The sequence below is a fragment of the Mesorhizobium sp. LSJC280B00 genome (genome assembly GCF_000502835.1).
Lineage (GTDB): Bacteria > Pseudomonadota > Alphaproteobacteria > Rhizobiales > Rhizobiaceae > Mesorhizobium.
The window spans coordinates 18,661-37,876 of sequence record NZ_AYVL01000035.1 but is presented as its reverse complement, the minus strand read 5'-3'; the positions used below and the strand labels follow the sequence as shown (position 1 = coordinate 37,876).

Annotated in this window: 15 protein-coding genes and 2 pseudogenes; 14 read left to right on the top strand and 3 right to left on the bottom strand. The window is 57.0% G+C overall.

The features are described from left to right. Positions 1 to 114 precede the first annotated feature (114 nt). Positions 115 to 555, top strand: a pseudogene (locus tag X773_RS69455) (transposase); the annotation flags it as partial. A gap of 707 nt (positions 556 to 1,262) precedes the next feature. On the opposite strand, the gene X773_RS75460 reads toward X773_RS69455, so the two are convergent. Next, positions 1,263 to 2,135: an FkbM family methyltransferase gene (locus tag X773_RS75460; RefSeq protein WP_084641706.1), complete on the bottom strand. Its 873-nt coding sequence runs from the start codon at positions 2,133 to 2,135 to the stop codon at positions 1,263 to 1,265. 865 nt (positions 2,136 to 3,000) lie between these two features. Here X773_RS75460 and X773_RS69445 point away from each other — a divergent pair. From X773_RS69445 to cysQ, 10 genes are all read left to right on the top strand, one after another. Then, positions 3,001 to 3,480 carry a hypothetical protein gene (locus X773_RS69445; protein ID WP_031212836.1) on the top strand — a complete coding sequence of 160 codons (480 nt, stop codon included), beginning with the start codon at positions 3,001 to 3,003 and terminating at the stop codon, positions 3,478 to 3,480. 305 nt (positions 3,481 to 3,785) lie between these two features. After that, on the top strand, positions 3,786 to 3,935 hold the full coding sequence (locus X773_RS76835; RefSeq protein ID WP_156937460.1) for a hypothetical protein: 150 nt from the start codon (positions 3,786 to 3,788) through the stop codon (positions 3,933 to 3,935). A 121-nt stretch (positions 3,936 to 4,056) separates the two neighbouring features. Then, positions 4,057 to 4,866: a CpsB/CapC family capsule biosynthesis tyrosine phosphatase gene (locus X773_RS69440; protein WP_023679962.1), complete on the top strand. Its 810-nt coding sequence runs from the start codon at positions 4,057 to 4,059 to the stop codon at positions 4,864 to 4,866. Continuing rightward, complete coding sequence (locus X773_RS69435) at positions 4,863 to 5,651, top strand: polysaccharide biosynthesis/export family protein (RefSeq protein ID WP_245274829.1); 789 nt, start codon at positions 4,863 to 4,865, stop codon at positions 5,649 to 5,651. Before X773_RS69440 ends, X773_RS69435 begins: the two co-directional genes overlap by 4 nt. A gap of 50 nt (positions 5,652 to 5,701) precedes the next feature. Continuing rightward, positions 5,702 to 8,086: a polysaccharide biosynthesis tyrosine autokinase gene (locus X773_RS69430; protein ID WP_023679960.1), complete on the top strand. Its 2,385-nt coding sequence runs from the start codon at positions 5,702 to 5,704 to the stop codon at positions 8,084 to 8,086. Next, entirely contained in the window at positions 8,046 to 9,233 is a 1,188-nt protein-coding gene (locus X773_RS69425) for a hypothetical protein (RefSeq protein WP_245274830.1), read from the top strand. The genes X773_RS69430 and X773_RS69425 overlap by 41 nt, the downstream gene beginning before the upstream one ends. Beyond that, positions 9,230 to 10,546: an O-antigen ligase family protein gene (locus X773_RS69420; RefSeq protein ID WP_023679958.1), complete on the top strand. Its 1,317-nt coding sequence runs from the start codon at positions 9,230 to 9,232 to the stop codon at positions 10,544 to 10,546. Before X773_RS69425 ends, X773_RS69420 begins: the two co-directional genes overlap by 4 nt. Positions 10,547 to 10,925: 379 nt before the next feature. Then, on the top strand, positions 10,926 to 11,831 hold the full coding sequence (gene cysD / locus X773_RS69415) for a sulfate adenylyltransferase subunit CysD (RefSeq protein WP_023679957.1): 906 nt from the start codon (positions 10,926 to 10,928) through the stop codon (positions 11,829 to 11,831). 2 nt (positions 11,832 to 11,833) lie between these two features. Beyond that, positions 11,834 to 13,771: a sulfate adenylyltransferase subunit CysN gene (gene cysN / locus X773_RS69410; RefSeq protein WP_023679956.1), complete on the top strand. Its 1,938-nt coding sequence runs from the start codon at positions 11,834 to 11,836 to the stop codon at positions 13,769 to 13,771. 10 nt (positions 13,772 to 13,781) lie between these two features. Continuing rightward, complete coding sequence (gene cysQ, locus X773_RS69405) at positions 13,782 to 14,570, top strand: 3'(2'),5'-bisphosphate nucleotidase CysQ (protein WP_031212832.1); 789 nt, start codon at positions 13,782 to 13,784, stop codon at positions 14,568 to 14,570. 272 nt (positions 14,571 to 14,842) lie between these two features. Here cysQ and X773_RS76830 read toward each other — a convergent pair whose 3' ends face one another. After that, entirely contained in the window at positions 14,843 to 15,664 is an 822-nt protein-coding gene (locus X773_RS76830) for a methyltransferase domain-containing protein (protein ID WP_156937459.1), read from the bottom strand. A 444-nt stretch (positions 15,665 to 16,108) separates the two neighbouring features. On the opposite strand from X773_RS76830, the gene X773_RS69400 reads away from it, so the two are divergent. Next, on the top strand, positions 16,109 to 16,354 hold the full coding sequence (locus X773_RS69400; RefSeq protein ID WP_023679953.1) for a type II toxin-antitoxin system VapB family antitoxin: 246 nt from the start codon (positions 16,109 to 16,111) through the stop codon (positions 16,352 to 16,354). A 147-nt stretch (positions 16,355 to 16,501) separates the two neighbouring features. Here X773_RS69400 and X773_RS69395 read toward each other — a convergent pair whose 3' ends face one another. Further along, a complete protein-coding gene (locus tag X773_RS69395) occupies positions 16,502 to 18,097 on the bottom strand; it encodes an adenylate/guanylate cyclase domain-containing protein (protein ID WP_023679952.1) in 1,596 nt (531 codons plus the stop codon). A gap of 324 nt (positions 18,098 to 18,421) precedes the next feature. Here X773_RS69395 and X773_RS76825 point away from each other — a divergent pair. Both X773_RS76825 and X773_RS69390 read left to right on the top strand, forming a co-directional pair. Further along, positions 18,422 to 18,657, top strand: a pseudogene (locus tag X773_RS76825) (hypothetical protein); the annotation flags it as partial. A 117-nt stretch (positions 18,658 to 18,774) separates the two neighbouring features. Then, positions 18,775 to 19,008, top strand: a complete 234-nt coding sequence (locus X773_RS69390) for a DUF6429 family protein (RefSeq protein WP_023679951.1) — start codon at positions 18,775 to 18,777, stop codon at positions 19,006 to 19,008. Positions 19,009 to 19,216 lie beyond the last annotated feature (208 nt).

Sequence of the window (19,216 nt, the reverse complement as noted above, 5' to 3'; positions counted from 1 at the left end):
GCTCCTTGCTTCAGTGTCAGTATGTCTCGCTCATCACCTCAAGCCGCGCCAGATGGGGTCAGCTTGGCGCTTACGACTTACCGGCGAACTGTCGATGACCACCGCAAAGCCGTTGCCGAACCAAACCTTTTGGCGATGATCCTGTTCGAGAAGTTCGGCCAGCCCCAGCCGCTGAACCGGCAAAGCGAACGTTATGTCCGTGAGGGACCTCATCCTCTCGACACTGGCCGACCAGGTCGGAGCTTGTGCCGCGGCGCTGAAGCTGGTGCATGCGCTAATCGAGACGCATGTGCTTGCCGCCGAGCGGTTTCATGGAGACGACACCACAGTGCCCATTTTAGCCCGCGGCAAGACCGACACGGGCCGCATCTGGACCTATCTGAGGGATGACCGGCCATTCGGCGGGCAATCGCCGCCGGCGGCACTTTACTATGCCTCGCGCGATCGGCGGCAGGAATATCCCGAGCGCCATCTGAAGCTTTGGCGCATTCTGCAGGCGGGCGCCTATAGGCCTATAGCGGCTACAATCCGCTCTTCAACGCAGATCGTGGCCCCGGTCCCGCTGACCCAGAGCTCGCGCGGGAGAACCCACTGCAACGGTGGCGTGGTCACCCTAGTTCGGGCACTTTCAACAGGTCTGAACTGTTCTCACTTCGCGTGATATTAGGCCGCCGCGCCTCGACAGGACCTATTAGACACCCGCTTGGTCCATGACGTTCCCAGCCCCAGAAGAGATTTTTGCGGGCACTCCTACGATTGTGACGTTCGATGGAAATGATTTGTTCACCACTGCGTTGGCTCCAATTCTGCAACAACTGCCAATCTTGATCCCGCCAAAAATTTTTGCGCCTGGGGCTATGTAACAATTATTGCCGATCACAGGATATCCGGTGCTGGCCCCTCCAATGTGGGCTCCCATGTGAATACGGCAATTCCGCCCAATAATTGCTTTGTCAGTAACGACCAACAGCCCATAGTGAACAATTGCGAGGCCTGGCCCAAATACGTTCAGTGGTACAGTGAATCCCAAGCGTATCGCCAGTCGCCTATACCAAAAATATGGCAGAGCTCGCAAGAGAAAAGATGCTTCCCTATTTGCAAGATACTCGTTCAAACGGAGCAAAACTGTAAAGCGTACAATTGGATTATACGCGAACGCTCTAGCAGAGGGTGCAATCTTTCGCATTCGAAAATCGGCGCGAATGTATGCCCTAAGTCGGCTCAATGTACGGTTCGACGCTCGGGGCGAGCGCTTAGTTGCGCTACTGAAAGGCATTGCGATTTAACGCATCAATATTGATCAAGTTCGGGTTGTATGCATTAACTTGATCAGCCAATTCAGCTCGGGAGCTGTGGCGAGGTACCATGATGAAACCGTTGTCGCGAAAGAATTCTTCCACAATGGCCTTTGTCCGATAAAACTCGTTACCAGTTCTAGCCCATTTGAAATCATGACAACTGATTGCTACGACTGCTGTTCGACTCACCGTTGCCGACATACCTGCAATGGCCAAGCGCTCTGCTCCCTCAATATTCATTTTTAGCAAGTCGATATGGTTGAGTGCGTGTTCATCACAAATTTGGTCCAACGGCAGACCCTGTACAGGAACGTCTCCATTCTGAAGGATCGAGTTCCCCAAATGATGAGTCAAATCATTCTCAATCGAAACAACCTGACTTTTGTCAGCAACAGCCACGTTAAGAACCACAGCATGCTTAAAATCGTTCAATTCAGCAGTGCGCCTTAGAAAAGCACAGATTAAGGGATGGGCTTCTATGGAGACAACTCGGCCTGATGACCCCACTTTCTTGGCAAAATAGACAGTCTCATCACCAAGTCCCGCTCCAACATCTACGATGGTGTCTCCGGGCTTCGGTGTATAAAGAAAGCCCCACACAGGCAGGTTCGCCGCCTCGCGAAGATGGCACCCGCGTAAGCGCGGGGTAGGCTCAACGGATGACGCCCCCTCGAAGTGATGTTCCCAACCACCGTTATTGTACGAGAGCCGGCGGACGCCGTCAGGAGAAGATTTGGCCAACAGAGGCAACAAAGAGGCCAGCACCCACCTCCACCCCGGCCGATCGAACTGAAAAGCTAGTTTTCTCACATTACTAAGCTGCATGTCGAGGCTCACTTCTACATTCGTTTAAGGAGAACCATTTCTAAGCTAAATAACAGAAAGTCCGCTGTCGCCAAGCTTGCAAAAGCTGCCCTCCCAGTTTCACTGGAATGCGGGTCTGGAACATCACTTCCCGTTTGGATTTTGCAAGGCCTTTCGGAGCTACCATTCTCCAATTCGTTTCAGCTCCATCACCCTTACTTTCGGAAGCTGGATACCGCGCAACAGCGGTGCGAATGCAGAGCGTGCCATCCGACGGTCATATATTCCTCGTCCCTTGTCGCGGTTTTCTAGTTCGGAACGCGCGGAAAATCTACACTGATAAGGGCGACAAAACCTCCAGCGCGAAATCGCACGGCTCTCCCACACCCAAGATGCGGGAATGCTTTGTCGTCCGCTCTTCGCTGGCTATCGTCGGCCGCGGCATAGCCAAGAGGAGGATAGACTGGACAAGCTCGAGCGTCGAGGCTAGAGCTGGGCCTCGCCGCCCTAGACAGGACGGATCTTGCAGGGCGCGTAACTTGTGCAATTAACTCGCTGCTGCGCATGGAAGCCTAACCTATTACCGTGTGTGTCCCACCGAATGGAACCGAATGGCCTTGTAGAGTCTTCGAATCCGAAAACCGCACTTGCCAATCGGCAATCACTTGGAACTCCGGATCGGCTTTCTGGCACTTGCTATTGCAGCCCGCCGTAGAGGCTGTAAAGATGGTACATTCCCTTTCACTAACGGTGTGTTATATCAACCACACCGAAACCAAAAACTATCCCGCATTTGCTATATGGGTTGGAATTGGCGCAAAAGTCTGTTAGGCGCTGACCCACTAGCTTGGCGGTTGGGTGGAGCCTCAGGTAACGTAGGACAGAAGGATTGATACGGATGAACTCAGTGTTGAAAAGTGCGTTGGCCGGAGTCGTTGTGTTGGCCGGCTTCGCCCCGGTGTCGTCTTTCGCGCAGGATGCTTCGTGCACCTGTGCAACTGCCTATACGGGCGTCAATCCGATTGGATCGCTCGGCCGTGTCGACGGCGACGTAATGATATCACAGGTGGCTGGCTACGGCCCGGCACAGGCGGGCAGCGCGCTGGATTTTGGTAGCCGTGTCGTGGTTGGCGCCAAGGGCTCGGCTTCGGTTAGTGTCGGTGGCTGCAAGCTTAGCGTGCCGGCCAATTCGACCCTCGATATCTCCCGTGTTGAGAACAAGATTTGCCTTAATGTGCTGGGTTCTGAGCGGACCGCCCAAACGCAGAATTCCAACAACAACCAGAGCAGAGTCCCGCTCTTGATCTTTGGCGGCATGGCTCTTGGGGCCGGTGTTCTGGCCGCGACGGCGGACAAGCACCACGGCGTCAGTGACTAAGCTTGGCTGGCAAGCGGGGCGGCGGCAGCAGATGCGCGGGCGGTTCTGCTGTGTGTCTGTTAGCGGCGGCAGAGTTGCCTTAGCCGATATGCTGGTGTCGGAGCCGGTGTATTGGCTAGATCGCTCAAGCCCAAGGCGACGTCCGGGTGTCTGAGGCTGCCCGGGATGAGGGTCGGAGTGCCAATCTATCCTGGCGCTCGCATTGTGACCGAATCGCACTCTTCCGCTTCGCTGCGTGTAGGTGCGAGTTGTAGATCCGACGTTCCGCAAAAGCGACGATCAAAGTTAATCCTGTGGAGGGCGGCATGTGTGTAGCGCTTGATATATCAGCTGTGGCTATTGCCGCTGGCAGCGTGGGACATGGCCTTATGCCAATTCTGTCGGGCAGCGCTGTAGTTGGCGGTGCGGCGCTGATCGTCGGCCTGCATGATGACGACAACTCTGTCCGCCAGTAGCCGGGACCTGGCATCCATCATACCGCATGAACTTGACAAATGCGTCATTCGCTGTCTTGCGGGTGACGCATTTATGCTTTTTTTGGGATGCTATGTTGCTTCGTTGCAGTCACAAACACACATGATCGATCTGCATTCCCATATCTTGCCCGGCCTCGACGACGGCTCGCCCAGTCTTGCCGAATCGCTGGAAATGGCTCGACTGGCGGTGGCCGACGGAACGACCCACATGGCGTGCACGCCGCACGTGACGCCGGGCGTATACGAAAACGGAACATCGAACATCGTCCGGGCGGTTCAAGAGCTGCACCAGGCGCTGCGCCGCGCCGCCATACCGCTTGCTCTCTACGTCGGCGCCGATGTTCATATAGCGCCGGATCTTCCGGACCAATTGGCGGCCGGCAGCGTGCCGACCTTAAACAGGTCCCGCTATTTCCTGTTCGAGCCGCCGCATCATGTTCTGCCTCCACGAATGGAGGATCTTGCTCTACGCTTGATAAATGACGGCTTCATCCCGATCCTTACTCATCCCGAGCGTTTGACCTGGATCAAAACAAATTACGACGTTATCGAGCGGTTGAATGCAGTCGGCTGCCTTATCCAGCTTACCGCAGACTCGATTGTTGGTGCTTTTGGGCGCACGGCGCTTTATTATTCGGAAAAGCTGATTGACGAGGGCAGGGTGGACATCATCGCATCGGACACGCATAGCGCTACGCGCCGTCGCCCTGGGCTTTCGCAAGCGGTTGCCGCTGCTGCCAAGCGATGTGGCGAAGACGAGGCCCGCAATATGGTGTTGAAACGTCCAGGTGAGATATTGGCGAACCGGCCCATCGAACCGGTCGGAAAAACACGTCCAAAAAAACCACACGCCGGCAATACCGGCCGCTTTGGAGGGTTCGGCCGCTTGTTCAAAGGCGGGACAGCATGATGGGCGTTTTTCGTTTGGCAAGAAATCATGTAGGTGCGCTATTCGTGTTGGTCGCGTCGCTCGCGATGTCGGCATGCACGAGCACCTCGTCGACGGCCTCCTCTTCACCGACTGCCGTGGATGCACTTCAATTGACATCATCATCCGCGCCACTTTCGGGCGGCGGCGCTCTGCGGGTGGTGAAGGACCTGCCTGCGCCGCAAAATACACAGAACGGCAGCGAGCAGCCTTTGTCTCCAAACGATGTGCTCGATGTAAATGTGTTTCAGGTCGACAATTTGAACAGAACGGTTCAAGTCGACTCTGGTGGTCAGATTTCGCTTCCACTTATTGGCACCATTACCGCGGCAGGAAAAACCGTTCGCCAGTTGGAGCAAGAGATCGAGACTGCCTATGGCGCCAAATACCTGCAGTCTCCTGACGTCACTGTCTTCGTCAAGGAATCGATCGGACAGCGCATAACCGTCGACGGCGAAGTCAACAAGGCCGGTATCTATCCGGTGGCGAGCAATTCTTCTCTCATCGATGCGATCGCCCTTGCTGGAGGGTTCAATACCGTTGGGGACGCAAAAAAGGTTTATGTCTATCGCAATATCGGCCCAAACACATTGGTTGCTAATTACAATGTCGAGGAGATTCGTGCTGGCAAGAGCCGCAATCCCCGAATCTATGGGGGCGACAAGGTTGTGGTCTTCGCCTCGAAATCGAAAATCGCTATGAACAATCTCAAAGATGCTCTCGGCGTTGCGTCAAGTGCAGCTCGAATTGGCGTACTGGTTCCATAGATGCTTTCCGTTCAGCCAATACATAGGCAAACCTAGGATAATCTAGCGCTATGCTCGATCGCAACAGGCAGCATCAAATTGTGGGGCCCGGACAGAGCCAAGCGTTGTCCGCGGACCTGTTTTACGATGGCGCGCAAAACTATAGCGCTTACGGCCACGATGCTTCCGACCAGCGCGAGGGCTTTAGCCCGCTCAAGCTGCTCTTTTACATCGTCCAGTATCGTTGGCTAATTGCCATTATGACCGCGGCGGGACTTGTCGCTGGCGTGGTCGTCACGATGATGCAAACGCCAAAATACCAAGCTACAACGCAATTGGAAGTGTTGGTGCCTTCGGCTAAGGTCTTCCAGGATATTGAGGTGGTTTCCGAAGACAGCGACGTACGGGCCTTTCTCACAGCCCGTGAGAAGCTCAAAAGCCGCGCGTTGGCGCAGCGCGTCGTATTTCAATTGGGTCTCGGCGAAAAGCCGGACTTCCTGTTTCCGACGTCGGACTTTTCAATTAGTAACATTTTCTATCGCGCGTTCAAAATTTCCAAATCGCCCTCCATTCAGGAGAAAACTCCCGAACAACGAGAGGCGATTGCAATCGGGCGCGTTTTAAATGACCTCAGCGTCAATCTGGTCCCCAATACAAGCCTGTTGTCGATCACCTTTACCGATCAGAAACCGAAATACGCGAGCGACGTCGCCAACCAAGTTGCGCAGAGCTTTATTGACCAACGTCTCGACCAGACCAGCGAGACCTCGGACCTGGCGCGACAATTTATCCAAGAGCAGGTTCTGCAGGTTAAGGGAAAGCTTCAAAAGTCTGAAGAGGCGCTAGTCGCCTACGCAAAGGATGCCGGTATTACGGTAACTGGCGACGACAAATCGTTGATTGGGTCGAACATCGAAGCTCTGAACACGGCGCTTGCGACGGCAATCCAGGAGAGACTCGACGCCGGACGGGTAGTGGATCAGATAGAGAAAGGTCGCGGCGCAAGTCTGGGTCCGGTGTTGGAAAGCGAAGGGTTGCAGAAGCTCAGCGATAAGCTAGCCGATTTAACAAGCCAATATCAGCAGAAACTGGGCATACTGAAGCCCGGATTTCCGGAAATGCAGCAGCTTCAATCACAGATCAAGGAACTGCAGCGGCTCTATAACAACGGCGTCCTGGCCATAACGGATTCGCTTCGGTTGAAGTACCAAGAGGCACTGAACAAGGAAGCTGACCTTAAGGCTAAACTTTCTGAGATGGAAAATCAGCAGGTCGTGTTTAATGACAAGAACATCAAGTACACGATCCTAAAGCGAGAAGTGGATTCGAACCGGTCACAATATGATAGTCTTATCGCCAAGCTGAATGAGGTTGGAGTTAGCTCGGAACTCAAAACGCAAAGTGCTGCAATCGTCGATTTTGCTGCGCAACCGACGGCCCCCTATTCCCCTCGCCTGAGCATTAATGTTTCCATTGCGTTAGCTCTTTTTCTGGCTTTAAGTGCGTCCGTTATCTATGTCATCGAGCTGTTGAATAATACCTTCACTAATCCGGAACAGATCGAAAAGGAATTAGGACTGCCGATCCTCGGCATTCTGCCGAATGTCGATGACCGGGAATTCCTAGCCAGCATCGCCGATCAGAAGTCTGGGCTGTCGGAAGCTTATCGTTCGCTTCGGACGTCGTTGCAATTCTCCGGTGCGGAAGGCGCACCGCGGTCGTTGCTCGTTACGAGCTCGGAGCCCTCGGAAGGCAAGTCGACTACCTCGTTCAAGCTCGGCCAAGATTTTGCCGCGCTCGGCGCAAGAGTCCTCGTTGTCGATAGCGATCTGCGAAAGCCGAACCTTCATCGCCTGTTTGGGCTCGATAACACGATTGGGCTCAGCAATCTCTTGACAAATACAGTGCGCAGAGAGGATCTGGCGGCCATTTTCAGGGCGACAAAGTATCCCAATGTAACCGTTCTCACTTCCGGCACGATCCCCCCAAATCCCGCGGATCTGCTCTCGTCACCGAAGATGGCTCTGATTTTGACTAATCTTGGCAAACGCTTCGATCTGGTCATCATCGATGCACCGCCGGTCGTCGGCCTTTCGGATGCTCCCATTCTCAGCCGGCTTGCTGAGGGCACATTGATGGTAATCTCTACCAATCAGGTGACACGTAAGTCGGCCAAGACCGCGTTGAAGCGCCTGCAAGCTGCTGGGGCGAACGTGGTCGGCGCCGCCATGTCCAAGTTTGCGGTGAACAAGTTCGATTATAATTACGCCTACAAATACATGAACTACCAGTACTACAGCTACGGCACGGATGCGAATACGCCAAAGATCGAGGGCAAAGTCGATGATGGAGCAAGCCAGCCTGCTTATGGAAGGTCTTCGGCGTTCAGTCGTTTGGTTCGTCGCATGCGTTCTAGTGTTGGCGGCTTCCTCGATCGGGCTAAGTCGATTTCTTGAAACTGAAACGCCTGCCGTTTCTCTTGCTCTCGATCGGCTGAACGTTGATGCCCTGATAAGTGAACTCACTGCCGATCTGAACGATACGAACAATGCTCCCGATCTAAACAAGTTGCTTGCCAAGGCCCAAGGCGCGCTTCGTTTCAATCTGGGGGACGCGCGTCTCTACAGTTTGATCGGAGAGATTAAGACCCGGCAAGGCGAAAAGCACGAAGCTTACCAGCTCTTCGACCACGCCCAAAAACTTTCAAAGACGGAGATCCTCGCATTGCAGAAATCCATCGGCCGCAATGTCGAAACAGGTGATTTGTCGAAGGCCGTCGGTGAGATCGACATACTGCTGCGCCGATGGCCAGATCATTTTTCAGCAGTCGCCGACGGTATGCCGACAATCCTCTCAGACCCCGGCGGGTACAAGGCTGTATTGGCAGCCATTGTGGCGGAAGCTCCCTGGAGATCCACCCTGTTCGCCGCACTTGGCAAAACCCCCGAGGGGCTCAATTCAGCAAATCGGCTTCTGCTCGATTTGACTGGCTCAAGCGCACCGCCGAAAGCGAGCGAACTGGCCTCTGTGATTGCGGGCTATATCCGTCAGCGAGAATATGAGCCGGCCTATCGGCTGTTTCTTTTCAGTCTTTCTGACGAAGAACGAAAATTGGGCGGGTATATTTTCAACAGCACTTTCGAACCCGGGTCCGGCAGCAGGCCCTTCAATTGGCAACTCCGCGATCAATCAGGCTTGGAAGTTACATTTGCAACATCTGAGGATGCGGTGGAGGGTGAGGGCGGGGCGACAGTCCGCTTCTTGAACACGCCGGTTAAGGAAGCAGCCCTCCAGCAGTACATCGCGTTGCCGCTAGGCGTTTATAAGATTTCCCTGATTGCCTCTGCACGAAACCTGAAGCTTCCAAAGGAATTGTTCTGGTCGATCAGATGTGTTGACCCATCGGGAGAAATAGCGCGATTTAACATTCCGGAGGGCACCTATAATCGTCAAAATCTTAGCCTCGAGTTTTCGGTAGGGCCCGCTTCGTGTCCTCTGCAGTTAGTAAGGCTACAGACTGCGGCAATTGCTGAGAGCTGGCGATTTAGGTATGTCGGTACGTTGATAATGCACAAACTGAGCATTGAGAGAATTGCATCTTGAACGACCGGCCGTCGGAATGGGATAAATATATCCTCGGCACGGTCTTGTTTGTATCGCTGCTGATTGGCGGTGGTACTGCGAGCGGCCTTTACACAGACACTCTGATCGAGATTGCGGCAATTTTTTCGGCCGCGGCCGTTTTTTCGCAAACCCCCGGCCAAAGAATCCCCCGGCCTGTTCTATGGCTGCTGGTCTTCGCCGTGGCGTCGGCGGTTTTGCAAATCATCCCACTGCCGGCGGCCATGTTCAACGGGTTGCGGCCGGAACTGCTCCTCGGAGATCCTTGGGTCGGAGAAAGCCGATTTCGCTTCATCAGCGTTGGGGTCGGCCGCACGGTCGAAAGTCTACTCTATCTCTTGGCTGCAGCAGCGTTTTTTTTAGCCGTATTGCGTTTGCGTGCCGAACAGGTCAGCGCGCTCCTTCCGTTTCTCTTCATGGGCGTGATCTGCAACGGTTTGGCGGGAGCGATTCAATATTCACTCTCTGACGACGTCGCTATTGTCGGGCTATTGCCTTTTACGATCAATGCCGGGCTTTTCGCCAATGTGAATCATTTTTCGGCATTGCTTTTTGTGTCTATCCCCTTCGTCGTCTATTACGGTCTGTTCCGCGGACATCTCTTGTCCGGATCTTTCGGCTTGATCGCGCTTTTGCTGCTGCTTTTGGCCGCCGGTTCCCGCGCCGGTGTTCTCATTGGGTTGGCGATCACCGTATTGTCCGTGATCTTTCTCTCAGCCCGTTCGAGGGTGAGTGGGTTCAGCGTTCTCCTGATTTTTATCGGGCTTTCGATCTACACGATGAGCGCCTGGACCAAGCTGGATGCACAGGGGCTCGACCCGGCTTTCGGGCGAGGGGAATTTGCGCGAACCACAATCGAGGGCATCAAGGAGAATTGGGCGACAGGTATTGGATACGGGAATTTCCAAAAAGCTTATCAGATATACGAAAGAGAAGGCATGATTTTCAGGGAGTATGTGAATCATGCCCACAATGAATACCTTGAAATTGCTTTCGAAGGCGGAATTACTGCTATCTCACTTATGGTAGGCTATTTCGTACTGCTTTTCGCTGCATTGGCGAGGGTTCGCCGTGACCCGTTTCAGAAGGCGGCATTCCTCTCAGTATCTTTTCTTCTCGTTCATTCGCTCGTCGACTATCCGCTGCGAACCGGGGCGCTGGCGATGACCTTTGCCTATATGAACGCCATTGTCTTTCACAAAGGATTTGCTGAACGCTTGAGCCGCAAGAGTGAGATGATCGAGATCGACCACAATGGCGATAAGCTGCTTGTTCCCATCGGAACTTCGTCTTAGCGATCCGGTCGCCACGGCTGACATCGCCTGAATGAGGTGGAACCAGTTACCGCTTGCCGGCTCGCAGGTTCCGCGCCGAACCCCCTAAAACCTCCAGCTCTGGTTCTCCCAAGCCCATGCAATATTTTCCTGCCCCTCCTAAGCGCAACTGGTCGCTGAGCAGAAATTTCCCGATTATGCCGGCTGTATGGAAAATTCATTCCCGAACCATTCGGCCGCAGGCTTGTCTTGCATTGTTCTGAGCGGGAACGATCTGCTAGAACGCCCGCACGAGAATAGATTGTCCAGAAGTGCAGCTTGAATCGGGCGGCTGAAAGTCGCCTCCGTTCACGATACAGGCCCCTTCCGCGGATGGGTACGAAAGAACGCTCACAATCCCATGAACATCGCACTTACGCACCTTCAGCGGCTTGAGGCCGAATCCATCCATGTTTTTCGCGAGGTGGCCGCGGCTTTCGCCAAGCCGGTGATGCTCTATTCGGTCGGCAAGGATTCGTCCGTGCTCATGCACCTGGCGATGAAGGCATTCTATCCGGCCAAGCCGCCTTTTCCCTTTCTCCATGTCGACACGACCTGGAAATTCCGCGAGATGATCGCCTTTCGCGACCAGATGCAGCAAAAGCTCGGTTTCGACCTCCTGGTCCATGTCAATGAAGACGGCGTGCGCGACAACATCAATCCGTTCGACCACGGCTCCAACACCCACACGCATGTGATGAAGACGGTGGCGCTGCGGCAGGCGCTCGACAAATACGGGTTTGACGCTGCCTTCGGCGGCGCGCGGCGCGACGAGGAGAAGTCGCGCGCCAAGGAGCGCATCTTCTCGTTCCGCAACGCCCAGCACGTCTGGGATCCGAAGAACCAGCGGCCGGAGATGTGGAAGATTTTCAACACCCGCATCGCTGCCGGCGAATCGATCAGGGTGTTTCCACTGTCGAACTGGACCGAGCTCGACATCTGGCAATACATTCTCCAGGAAGACATCCCCATCGTGCCGCTGTATTTGGCCAAGGAGCGGCCGGTCGTCGAGCGCGACGGCATGCTCATCCTGAGGGATGACGAGCGCATGCAGCTGCGGCCCGGCGAAACAGTGGAGAACCGGATGGTGCGGTTCCGCACGCTCGGCTGCTATCCGCTGACCGGCGCGATCGACTCGGAAGCCGACACTCTGGAGGCGATAGTCGGCGAAATGCTCACGGCGCGCACCTCCGAGCGGCAAGGTCGCCTGATCGACCGCGACGAAGCCGGCTCGATGGAAAAGAAGAAGCGCGAGGGATATTTCTGAGTATGCGCCACATCATGGCCAAGAGCCTCGCCCCGACCGACGGCGTCCGCGACTATCTGGCGGCGCAAGAACGAAAGTCGCTGCTGCGCTTCCTGACCTGCGGCTCGGTCGACGACGGCAAGTCGACGCTGATCGGGCGCCTGCTTTCCGACACCAAGCAGATTTTCGAGGACCAGCTGGCCACGCTCGAGCGCGATTCGCGCAAGCACGGCACCACCGGCGACGACGTCGACTTCGCGCTGCTGGTCGACGGCCTCGAGGCCGAGCGCGAGCAAGGCATTACCATCGACGTCGCCTATCGCTTCTTCGCCACGCCAAAGCGCAAGTTCATCGTCGCCGACACGCCCGGCCACGAACAATACACGCGTAACATGGCGACGGGTGCATCGACCGCCGATCTCGCCATCGTGCTGATCGATGCCCGCCAGGGGGTACTGCGTCAGACCAGGCGGCATTCGATCATTGCCTCGCTGCTTGGCATCCGCCACATCGTGCTCGCCGTCAACAAGATCGATCTTGTCGGCTTCGACGAGGCGGTTTTTGAACGGATCGTCGCGGATTACGCACAGTTCTCACGTGAGCTCGGCTTCCAGACGATCGTGCCCATCCCGATGTCGGCCCGTTATGGCGACAACGTTACTGGCCGTTCCGACAGGACGGACTGGTATTCCGGCCCGACGCTGATCGAACATCTCGAAACCGTCTCGGTCGACGAGGCCGCGGTCGAATTGCCGTTCCGGTTTCCCGTCCAATATGTGAACCGTCCCAATCTCGACTTCCGCGGTTTCGCCGGCACCATAGCCTCCGGGTCGGTTGCGCCGGGCGACGAGGTGGTCGTCGCCAAATCCGGCAAATCCTCCCGTGTCAAGCGCATCGTCTCGCATGGCGGCGACCTTCAGCAGGCTATCGCCGGCCAGGCCATCACCCTTGTCCTCGACGACGAGGTGGAAGTCTCGCGCGGCAATATGCTGGTGTCGCCGGCAGCGCGGCCGCAGGTCGCCGACCAGTTCGCCGCCAACATCGTCTGGTTCGACGAACACGCGCTGCTGCCTGGCCGCTCCTACATCCTGCGCACCGAGACCGACCAGACCAGCGCCACCGTCACCGACCTGAAATACCGCGTCAACGTCAACGACTTTGCCCATGAGGCGGCCAAGTCGCTTGAAATGAACGAAGTCGGCATCTGCAACATCTCGACGCGGTCGCCGATCGCCTTCGATCCGTTTGCCGAAAACCGCACCACCGGCGCCTTCATCCTGATCGACCGCATCACCAACGCCACGGTCGGCGCCGGCATGATCCTGCATTCGCTGCGCCGCGCCGAAAACATCCACTGGCAGTCGCTCGATGTCGGCAAGCGCGCCCGCGCCGATATGAAGAACCAGCGGCCGGCCGTGTTCTGGTTCACCGGGCTTTCGGGCTCGGGCAAGTCGACCATCGCCAATCTGTTCGAAAAGAAGCTGTTCGCCACTGGGCGCCATACCTACATTCTGGATGGCGACAACGTCCGTCACGGCCTCAACCGCGATCTCGGTTTCACCGACGCCGATCGTGTCGAAAACATTCGCCGCGTCGCCGAAGTGGCACGCCTGATGGCCGACGCCGGGCTGATCGTCATCGTGTCGTTCATCTCGCCGTTCAGCGCCGAGCGGCGCATGGCGCGCGAATTGATGGCCGACGGCGAATTCGTCGAGGTGTTTGTTGATACCCCCTTCGAGGAATGCGCCAGGCGCGATCCGAAGGGTCTCTATGCGCGGGCGTTGAACGGCGAGATCAAGAATTTCACCGGCGTCGATTCACCGTATGAGGTGCCGGAAAAGCCCGAAATCCATCTCAAGACACTCGGCAAATCGGCCGAGGAGATGGTGGACGCCCTGGAACACTGGCTGAACGAGCGGGACATTGCCGAAGACCAATATGACAGCGGCGGCGGTATCTGACGACGAAGCGATGCTCGCCGTCTTCGAGCACCTTGCCTTGGCGGCGGGGCGCGAGGTGATGCGCGTCTTTCGTGCCGGCTGTGCGGTCGACCAAAAGTCGGACAGTTCGCCAGTGACCGAGGCGGATCGCGAGAGCGAAAAGATCATCCTTGCCGGGCTGCGCGCCGCATTTCCAGAGATTCCATGCGTGGCAGAGGAGGAAGCCTCTGCCGGCATCATGGCGCCGGATCTCGGCGACGCCTTTTTCCTGATCGATCCGCTCGACGGCACCAAGGAGTTCGTCAACCGCCGCACCGATTTCACTGTCAACATCGCGCTGGTTCGCCATGGCGTGCCCGAGATCGGCGTCGTCTTCGCGCCTTGCACCGGCCGCTTCTTTTCCGGCCGGCCGGGCAAAGCGGAAACGATCGAGATCAATGACGACTACGAGATCGTCGATCGCCAGCCGATTTCGGCAAGGGCCGGTATGGTGCCGCTGACCGTCGTTGCCAGCCGCTCCCACAACACGCCGGAAACCGACGCCTATATCCGCGCGCTTGGCGCCGCCGAGATCGTCTCGGTCGGCTCGTCGCTGAAATTCTGTCTCGTCGCCGGCGCCGAGGCGGACGTGTATCCACGTTTCGGCCGCACCATGGAGTGGGATACGGCCGCGGGCGATGCGGTGCTACGCGCTGCCGGCGGCATGACGCGCACGCTGGATGGCGAGCCGCTTGCTTACGGCAAGCGCAACCAGAGCGATGACGAGGATTTCGCCAATCCGCATTTTATCGCCAGTGGCAAGGCTGCTCAATCCCCATAGACCTTGGTTGCGCAAACCAAAGGACCGCGTCAGACCTGACCGGCGTTCTTCGGATGCACGACCTATCGCCTCCGGTAAGCGCAGTTCCAGACCGGTGTGAAAGCGCAGGTGTGACGGTGTGACAATAACTGCTGGCCGCGATCAGAGCTTCTCGGATCGGTGATCCAATAGGGAAATTGGCTGTCGGAATGTGCAGCGTGACGCGATCCGCGATGCGCTTGCCCACAGTAGCGATGATCGCCACCAAGGATGGCGCCGGGAACTTCGCGCTCTCAATCCGAATTGTGTTGCTCGGGCCGTTCGGCGATAAAGAGAGTATCGGGGAGAAGCCCAAGACGCTCGCGATCGGCGGCAGGTATACGGTCTGAATGTATTCGAGCGACCGTAAAACCCACGTCCTCGATACGCTCCTTGATATCGGGTCCGTAGGCTCGCACGTGATCTGATCCGCCGAAGCGCTCGTCGCGCTCGCTCCGTGACATGGATGGCGTCGCTTCGAGCGTTTGACGATAGATAAGCGGTACTTGGATCCAGACCTGTCCTCGAGGCTTAAGGGATGACCAAACTTGCCGAAAAACATGCCGATCGTCAGGGACGTGCTCCATGACATGACACAAGACGACAATATCGAGATCGCTGGTGCCGTTCATGTTCATTAGGTCAACCTGCACGGTATCGGGGCCGTACCGTCCGGGCTCGATATCGCCTTTAATGAGGTTGCCCGCCTGAGATAGTCTCTTAGAAAGCCCCTTCTCGCTCGGCGCAATCTGGAGAATTCTAAGCGGTCCCGCCGGAAGCCCGAGAAGCTTACGGTCTAGAGCACAAATCAAAAACCGCTCACGATCCAGGGCATGACAAAGCGGGCAAATAAGCGTGTATCGCCCGAAACGGTAAAAAGCCGCCACACCGCGATCGCAGGCATTGCAGTGATGAGCCTTCCTCGTCGGGAGGAGTGTCAGGGTGAGGGCTCTCAGCCAATCTCCGTACGAATCAAGTTTGCGTGTGACCCGCCGCGTTGTGATACGATCAGCATAGCTGCGAAAAAGAGATAGAAGTCGGCTTCCTCGAGCGTTGTTCCACGATGGTTTCAGCATGTCGGCCTTCTAAGGTTTTTGACCCGAGGACCGATAATTAGCGCCCCCTGATACAACGTCGAGTCAGCGGAGCAGCAGGAGATTCGCCCCGTCATGGCATCGACCGTGATATCGAGCAGACCGGTGATCTCAGCCAGCGGCTCGTCGAGCACCGGTCAAGTCCAGACCCAAGCCGATCTCCAATCCCAATACAGGATCGGCAACCTCACAGATCGCGGCCACTCCCGAAAGGTATCCGGAAACGCCGCTTACCGATCAGATATGCTCGGGGTCTGTAAACAACAGGGTTACGGTCCCCATCCAGCCTGCGGCAAGCGAGGCGCAGCCGCCAACTCGGTCGGTTGGCGTGGCCGATTCCGTTGGTGACCCTTCCGGTCGACGCTCCCCGGACCTTCACACGGTGCGCTATATACCGATGCACTTGAACGGCTATACGAGCGAGTCATGGCGTTCCACATCAAGAATCCCAAGTCCGACGCGCTGGCCCGCCGGGTCGCCGCGCTCAAGAGGACCGGTCTGGCCGAGGCCGTCCATGCCGCGCTCAAGCATGAGCTTGAACGCGAACAGGCTACACCGTCCCTGGTGGAGATCGGCGTCAGGTTCTGCCGTGATTTGCGAGCCCAGGGTAAGCCTGAACACGGCAGGCCCGCCGACAAGGCGTTTCGCGACAGCCTGTACGAGAATGACTGATGTTCATCGATGCCTCGGCGCTGACGGCGCTGATGACCAACGAGGATGATGCGCGCAAACTCCTGGCCGGGACCCGGCGCGGCTGAACAGTGTTGAACCGGACTTTACTTGGCTGGCCACGGTCCAGATTGGATCACGTTCAAGAACCTAAAATGCGGCGGGCTTGCTTCGGATGGTTAAGGCCAGGAGCGCCTCCGAAAGTCGTTTCTTCGCCCGCTCCACCCCGTTCTCGTCGATTGCCTCAACATCGAGGAACAAGTCGAGACCAGTCGCATGCTCGCTGATGACCTGAGGGCGCTGGGCGAGTTCACCCAGGAGGCCCTCGACTTCGTAGGGGACAACCTCCCGGCTGATCCCCTTCATGGCAATCGGTGCTAATGGACGCGCCCGGACAAGGTCGCGCACGAGCGCGTAAGTCTCATAGCTGAGGCAGATGCCGCCGGGCTCGGCAATCGACTGCAGCCGGGCCGCCAAGTTCGCCTCGGCTCCAATGATCGTGTAGTCCATCCGATCATCGGAACCGAAGTTCCCAACATTGCAATAGCCCGTGTTGATGCCCATGCGAGCTCGGAAGGGCCGTTCAACTCCGCGGTCATGCCACACCCTGTTCAACTGCTCCAGCCGACGCTGCATGTCGACAGCCATGCGCAAGCAGGCTCTCGCGTCTTCCTCGACGCCTTGCGTCTCGGGGTCTCCGAAGAACACAAGAAGCGCGTCGCCGATGAACTTGTCGACGGTGCCGCCGTGTTTGAGCGCGATCGTCGACATCTCGGTGAAGTACTCGTTGAGGAGAAGCGTCAGGTCCTCGGGCTGGAGCCGTTCCACGATCGCGGTGAAATCCTTGACGTCGGAGAAAAAGATCGTGAGCTTCTTGCGCTCGGTTGCGATGGTGACGTCCTTCTGGCCGCTGAAGATGCTTTTGTAAATTTGAGGCGAAAGGTATTTGGCGATCTTCAATGAAATCGCGGCCAGAAAGTCGTTTGCCTCGGAAAGCTCCTTGTTGATGCCCTGAATCAACGCGGACTGCCGACGCTGCAGGAGAATGAACGTCAGGCCCGCCGCCGCCGCGAAACCGAAATATAGGAGCAGATACTTGAAGGTCAGCACGTTCGCAGCAATAGGCTGATTGACTGATATCTCCTGGATCCCTCGGACATCCCCTACCTTCCAGTCCGTCTTGGGGCTGTCCGGGTGTGAGTTATGGCAGGTCACGCACACTTGTCCCATTATGACAGGGGCCGCGGCGCGGACCTGCCGGTCAAACAGTGAACCCGAGACCTCGATGATCGGCTCCTTCGGGTTGGCGCGCAAAGCCAAGATTGCATTCCGCTCGAACGCATCGAGCTGGTGGGGCGCGCGACCTTTGAAAGGCAGATCCGAGACAAACCGATATTTGACCGACCCGTCATGAGCGCTGATGCGCTTGCCGAGTTCGATCGAGAGGGTTGCTGGAATAGGGATCGCACCTGGCACGTCCCGGTAGTTGTGCGTCGCAGTCACGGCGCCGTTAGCTTGCAGCACGCGTCCCACGACGTCGCTGCCGTAGAATCCGCGCATTTCGTCGATGATGCGGCTGATTTCGCTGGCTTGCCTGCGCAGCATCCGTTCCGACAGGTCTCGGAGGNCTCGGAGGTCGAGCCAGGCTGCGACGGGCAGACCGATAAGGCCGATGACCACTGCCGCCACCAGGAGCGGTCCCATGGTGCGCTGCTGACGCGCAATCTGTTCACCCAGTCCAGCCATTGTGCAAGCGCCCGGCCGTCTTAGTATGTGAACTATAGCTCATTCCCGGCACGGCACCAGAGTCAGTCTTGGCTCGATGAAAACACGTCAGCCATGCAATGTCGGAACGACCTTGAGCGGTTGTTGCGACGCCCCGACCCTCACAGCGGATTTCGCATTCTGGCGCTAGACGGGCAGTGAATCAGTGAACGGATGTCGCAAAGTCGATTGTGGCCCGGGATGCGCTCCGCGATAACCGCTCAGGGCCCAAAAATTCCACCTCTGGCAAGGTTGAGACTTCTGCGGTCGGAGAGCGCGTCGGAGAAGAAAGTGTCCCGCCAAACGCATCCGCGCGTCGGTCGCACTATGGAATGGGACCCTGCGGCGGGTGACGCTGTACTGCGCGATGCCGGCAGCATGACGCGCACCTGAATGGTGCGCCGCTCGCCTGCGGTAAGCGCAACCAGAGCGACGACGAGGATTTCGCCAATTCGCATTTCATTGCCAGCAGCAAGGGCTGCCACGGCCGCTTAGGCACCATGATGAACTCGGATCCCATCCCGGCTCGTCCCCCCAAATGACGCCGTCGCGCATGCGACGCCTAGGTGAAGCATTTATTTTCAGGCGAACCGTTGCGCGAGGAATAACCCTACGGTGTGGATCGTGGCAGCGGCGCTTTCGCGTGTTAAACTGCTTGCATGGAGATCGACACCGACAAGATCGACGATGCCGTTATGGGCCTGCTTTGGCTGACGCTGCATGAAGAGAGGCGCGCCTGGAAGGGGTTGGATTGGAATGCTCTGGATCGCTTGCACGAGAAGGGGTTGATCGCGAATCCGGCAAACAAGGCGAAGTCAGTGGTTCTGACAGATGAAGGACTGCGGCGTGCGGAGGAGCTATTCCGAACCCTGTTCACCCTTCCGGCACCCTGAGCCAGAGCGCTGGACGGGCGCCTGCGAGCTGATAGCGCACATGGCTGAATTTCGACACCGGCGGCGCGCTGACCGCAGGCGGGACGGCCAGTACTCTCGCCGTGACGGCCAAATTGGTATTCGTCACCTACGCCAACGGGCGCATCCAGTCTGTTAAGGCAGTGGCAGAGAACACCGCAGCCGCGGCCCTCAACGTCAACGCCATTGG

Coding starts and splice junctions, on each gene's coding strand:
- X773_RS69445 (WP_031212836.1), top strand. CDS start 3,001: ATGAACTCAGTGTTGAAAAGTGCGTTGGCCGGAGTCGTTGTGTTGGCC.
- X773_RS76835 (WP_156937460.1), top strand. CDS start 3,786: ATGTGTGTAGCGCTTGATATATCAGCTGTGGCTATTGCCGCTGGCAGC.
- X773_RS69440 (WP_023679962.1), top strand. CDS start 4,057: ATGATCGATCTGCATTCCCATATCTTGCCCGGCCTCGACGACGGCTCG.
- X773_RS69435 (WP_245274829.1), top strand. CDS start 4,863: ATGATGGGCGTTTTTCGTTTGGCAAGAAATCATGTAGGTGCGCTATTC.
- X773_RS69430 (WP_023679960.1), top strand. CDS start 5,702: ATGCTCGATCGCAACAGGCAGCATCAAATTGTGGGGCCCGGACAGAGC.
- cysD (WP_023679957.1), top strand. CDS start 10,926: ATGAACATCGCACTTACGCACCTTCAGCGGCTTGAGGCCGAATCCATC.
- cysN (WP_023679956.1), top strand. CDS start 11,834: ATGCGCCACATCATGGCCAAGAGCCTCGCCCCGACCGACGGCGTCCGC.
- cysQ (WP_031212832.1), top strand. CDS start 13,782: ATGCTCGCCGTCTTCGAGCACCTTGCCTTGGCGGCGGGGCGCGAGGTG.
- X773_RS76830 (WP_156937459.1), bottom strand. CDS start 15,664: ATGCTGAAACCATCGTGGAACAACGCTCGAGGAAGCCGACTTCTATCT.
- X773_RS69400 (WP_023679953.1), top strand. CDS start 16,109: ATGGCGTTCCACATCAAGAATCCCAAGTCCGACGCGCTGGCCCGCCGG.
- X773_RS69390 (WP_023679951.1), top strand. CDS start 18,775: ATGGAGATCGACACCGACAAGATCGACGATGCCGTTATGGGCCTGCTT.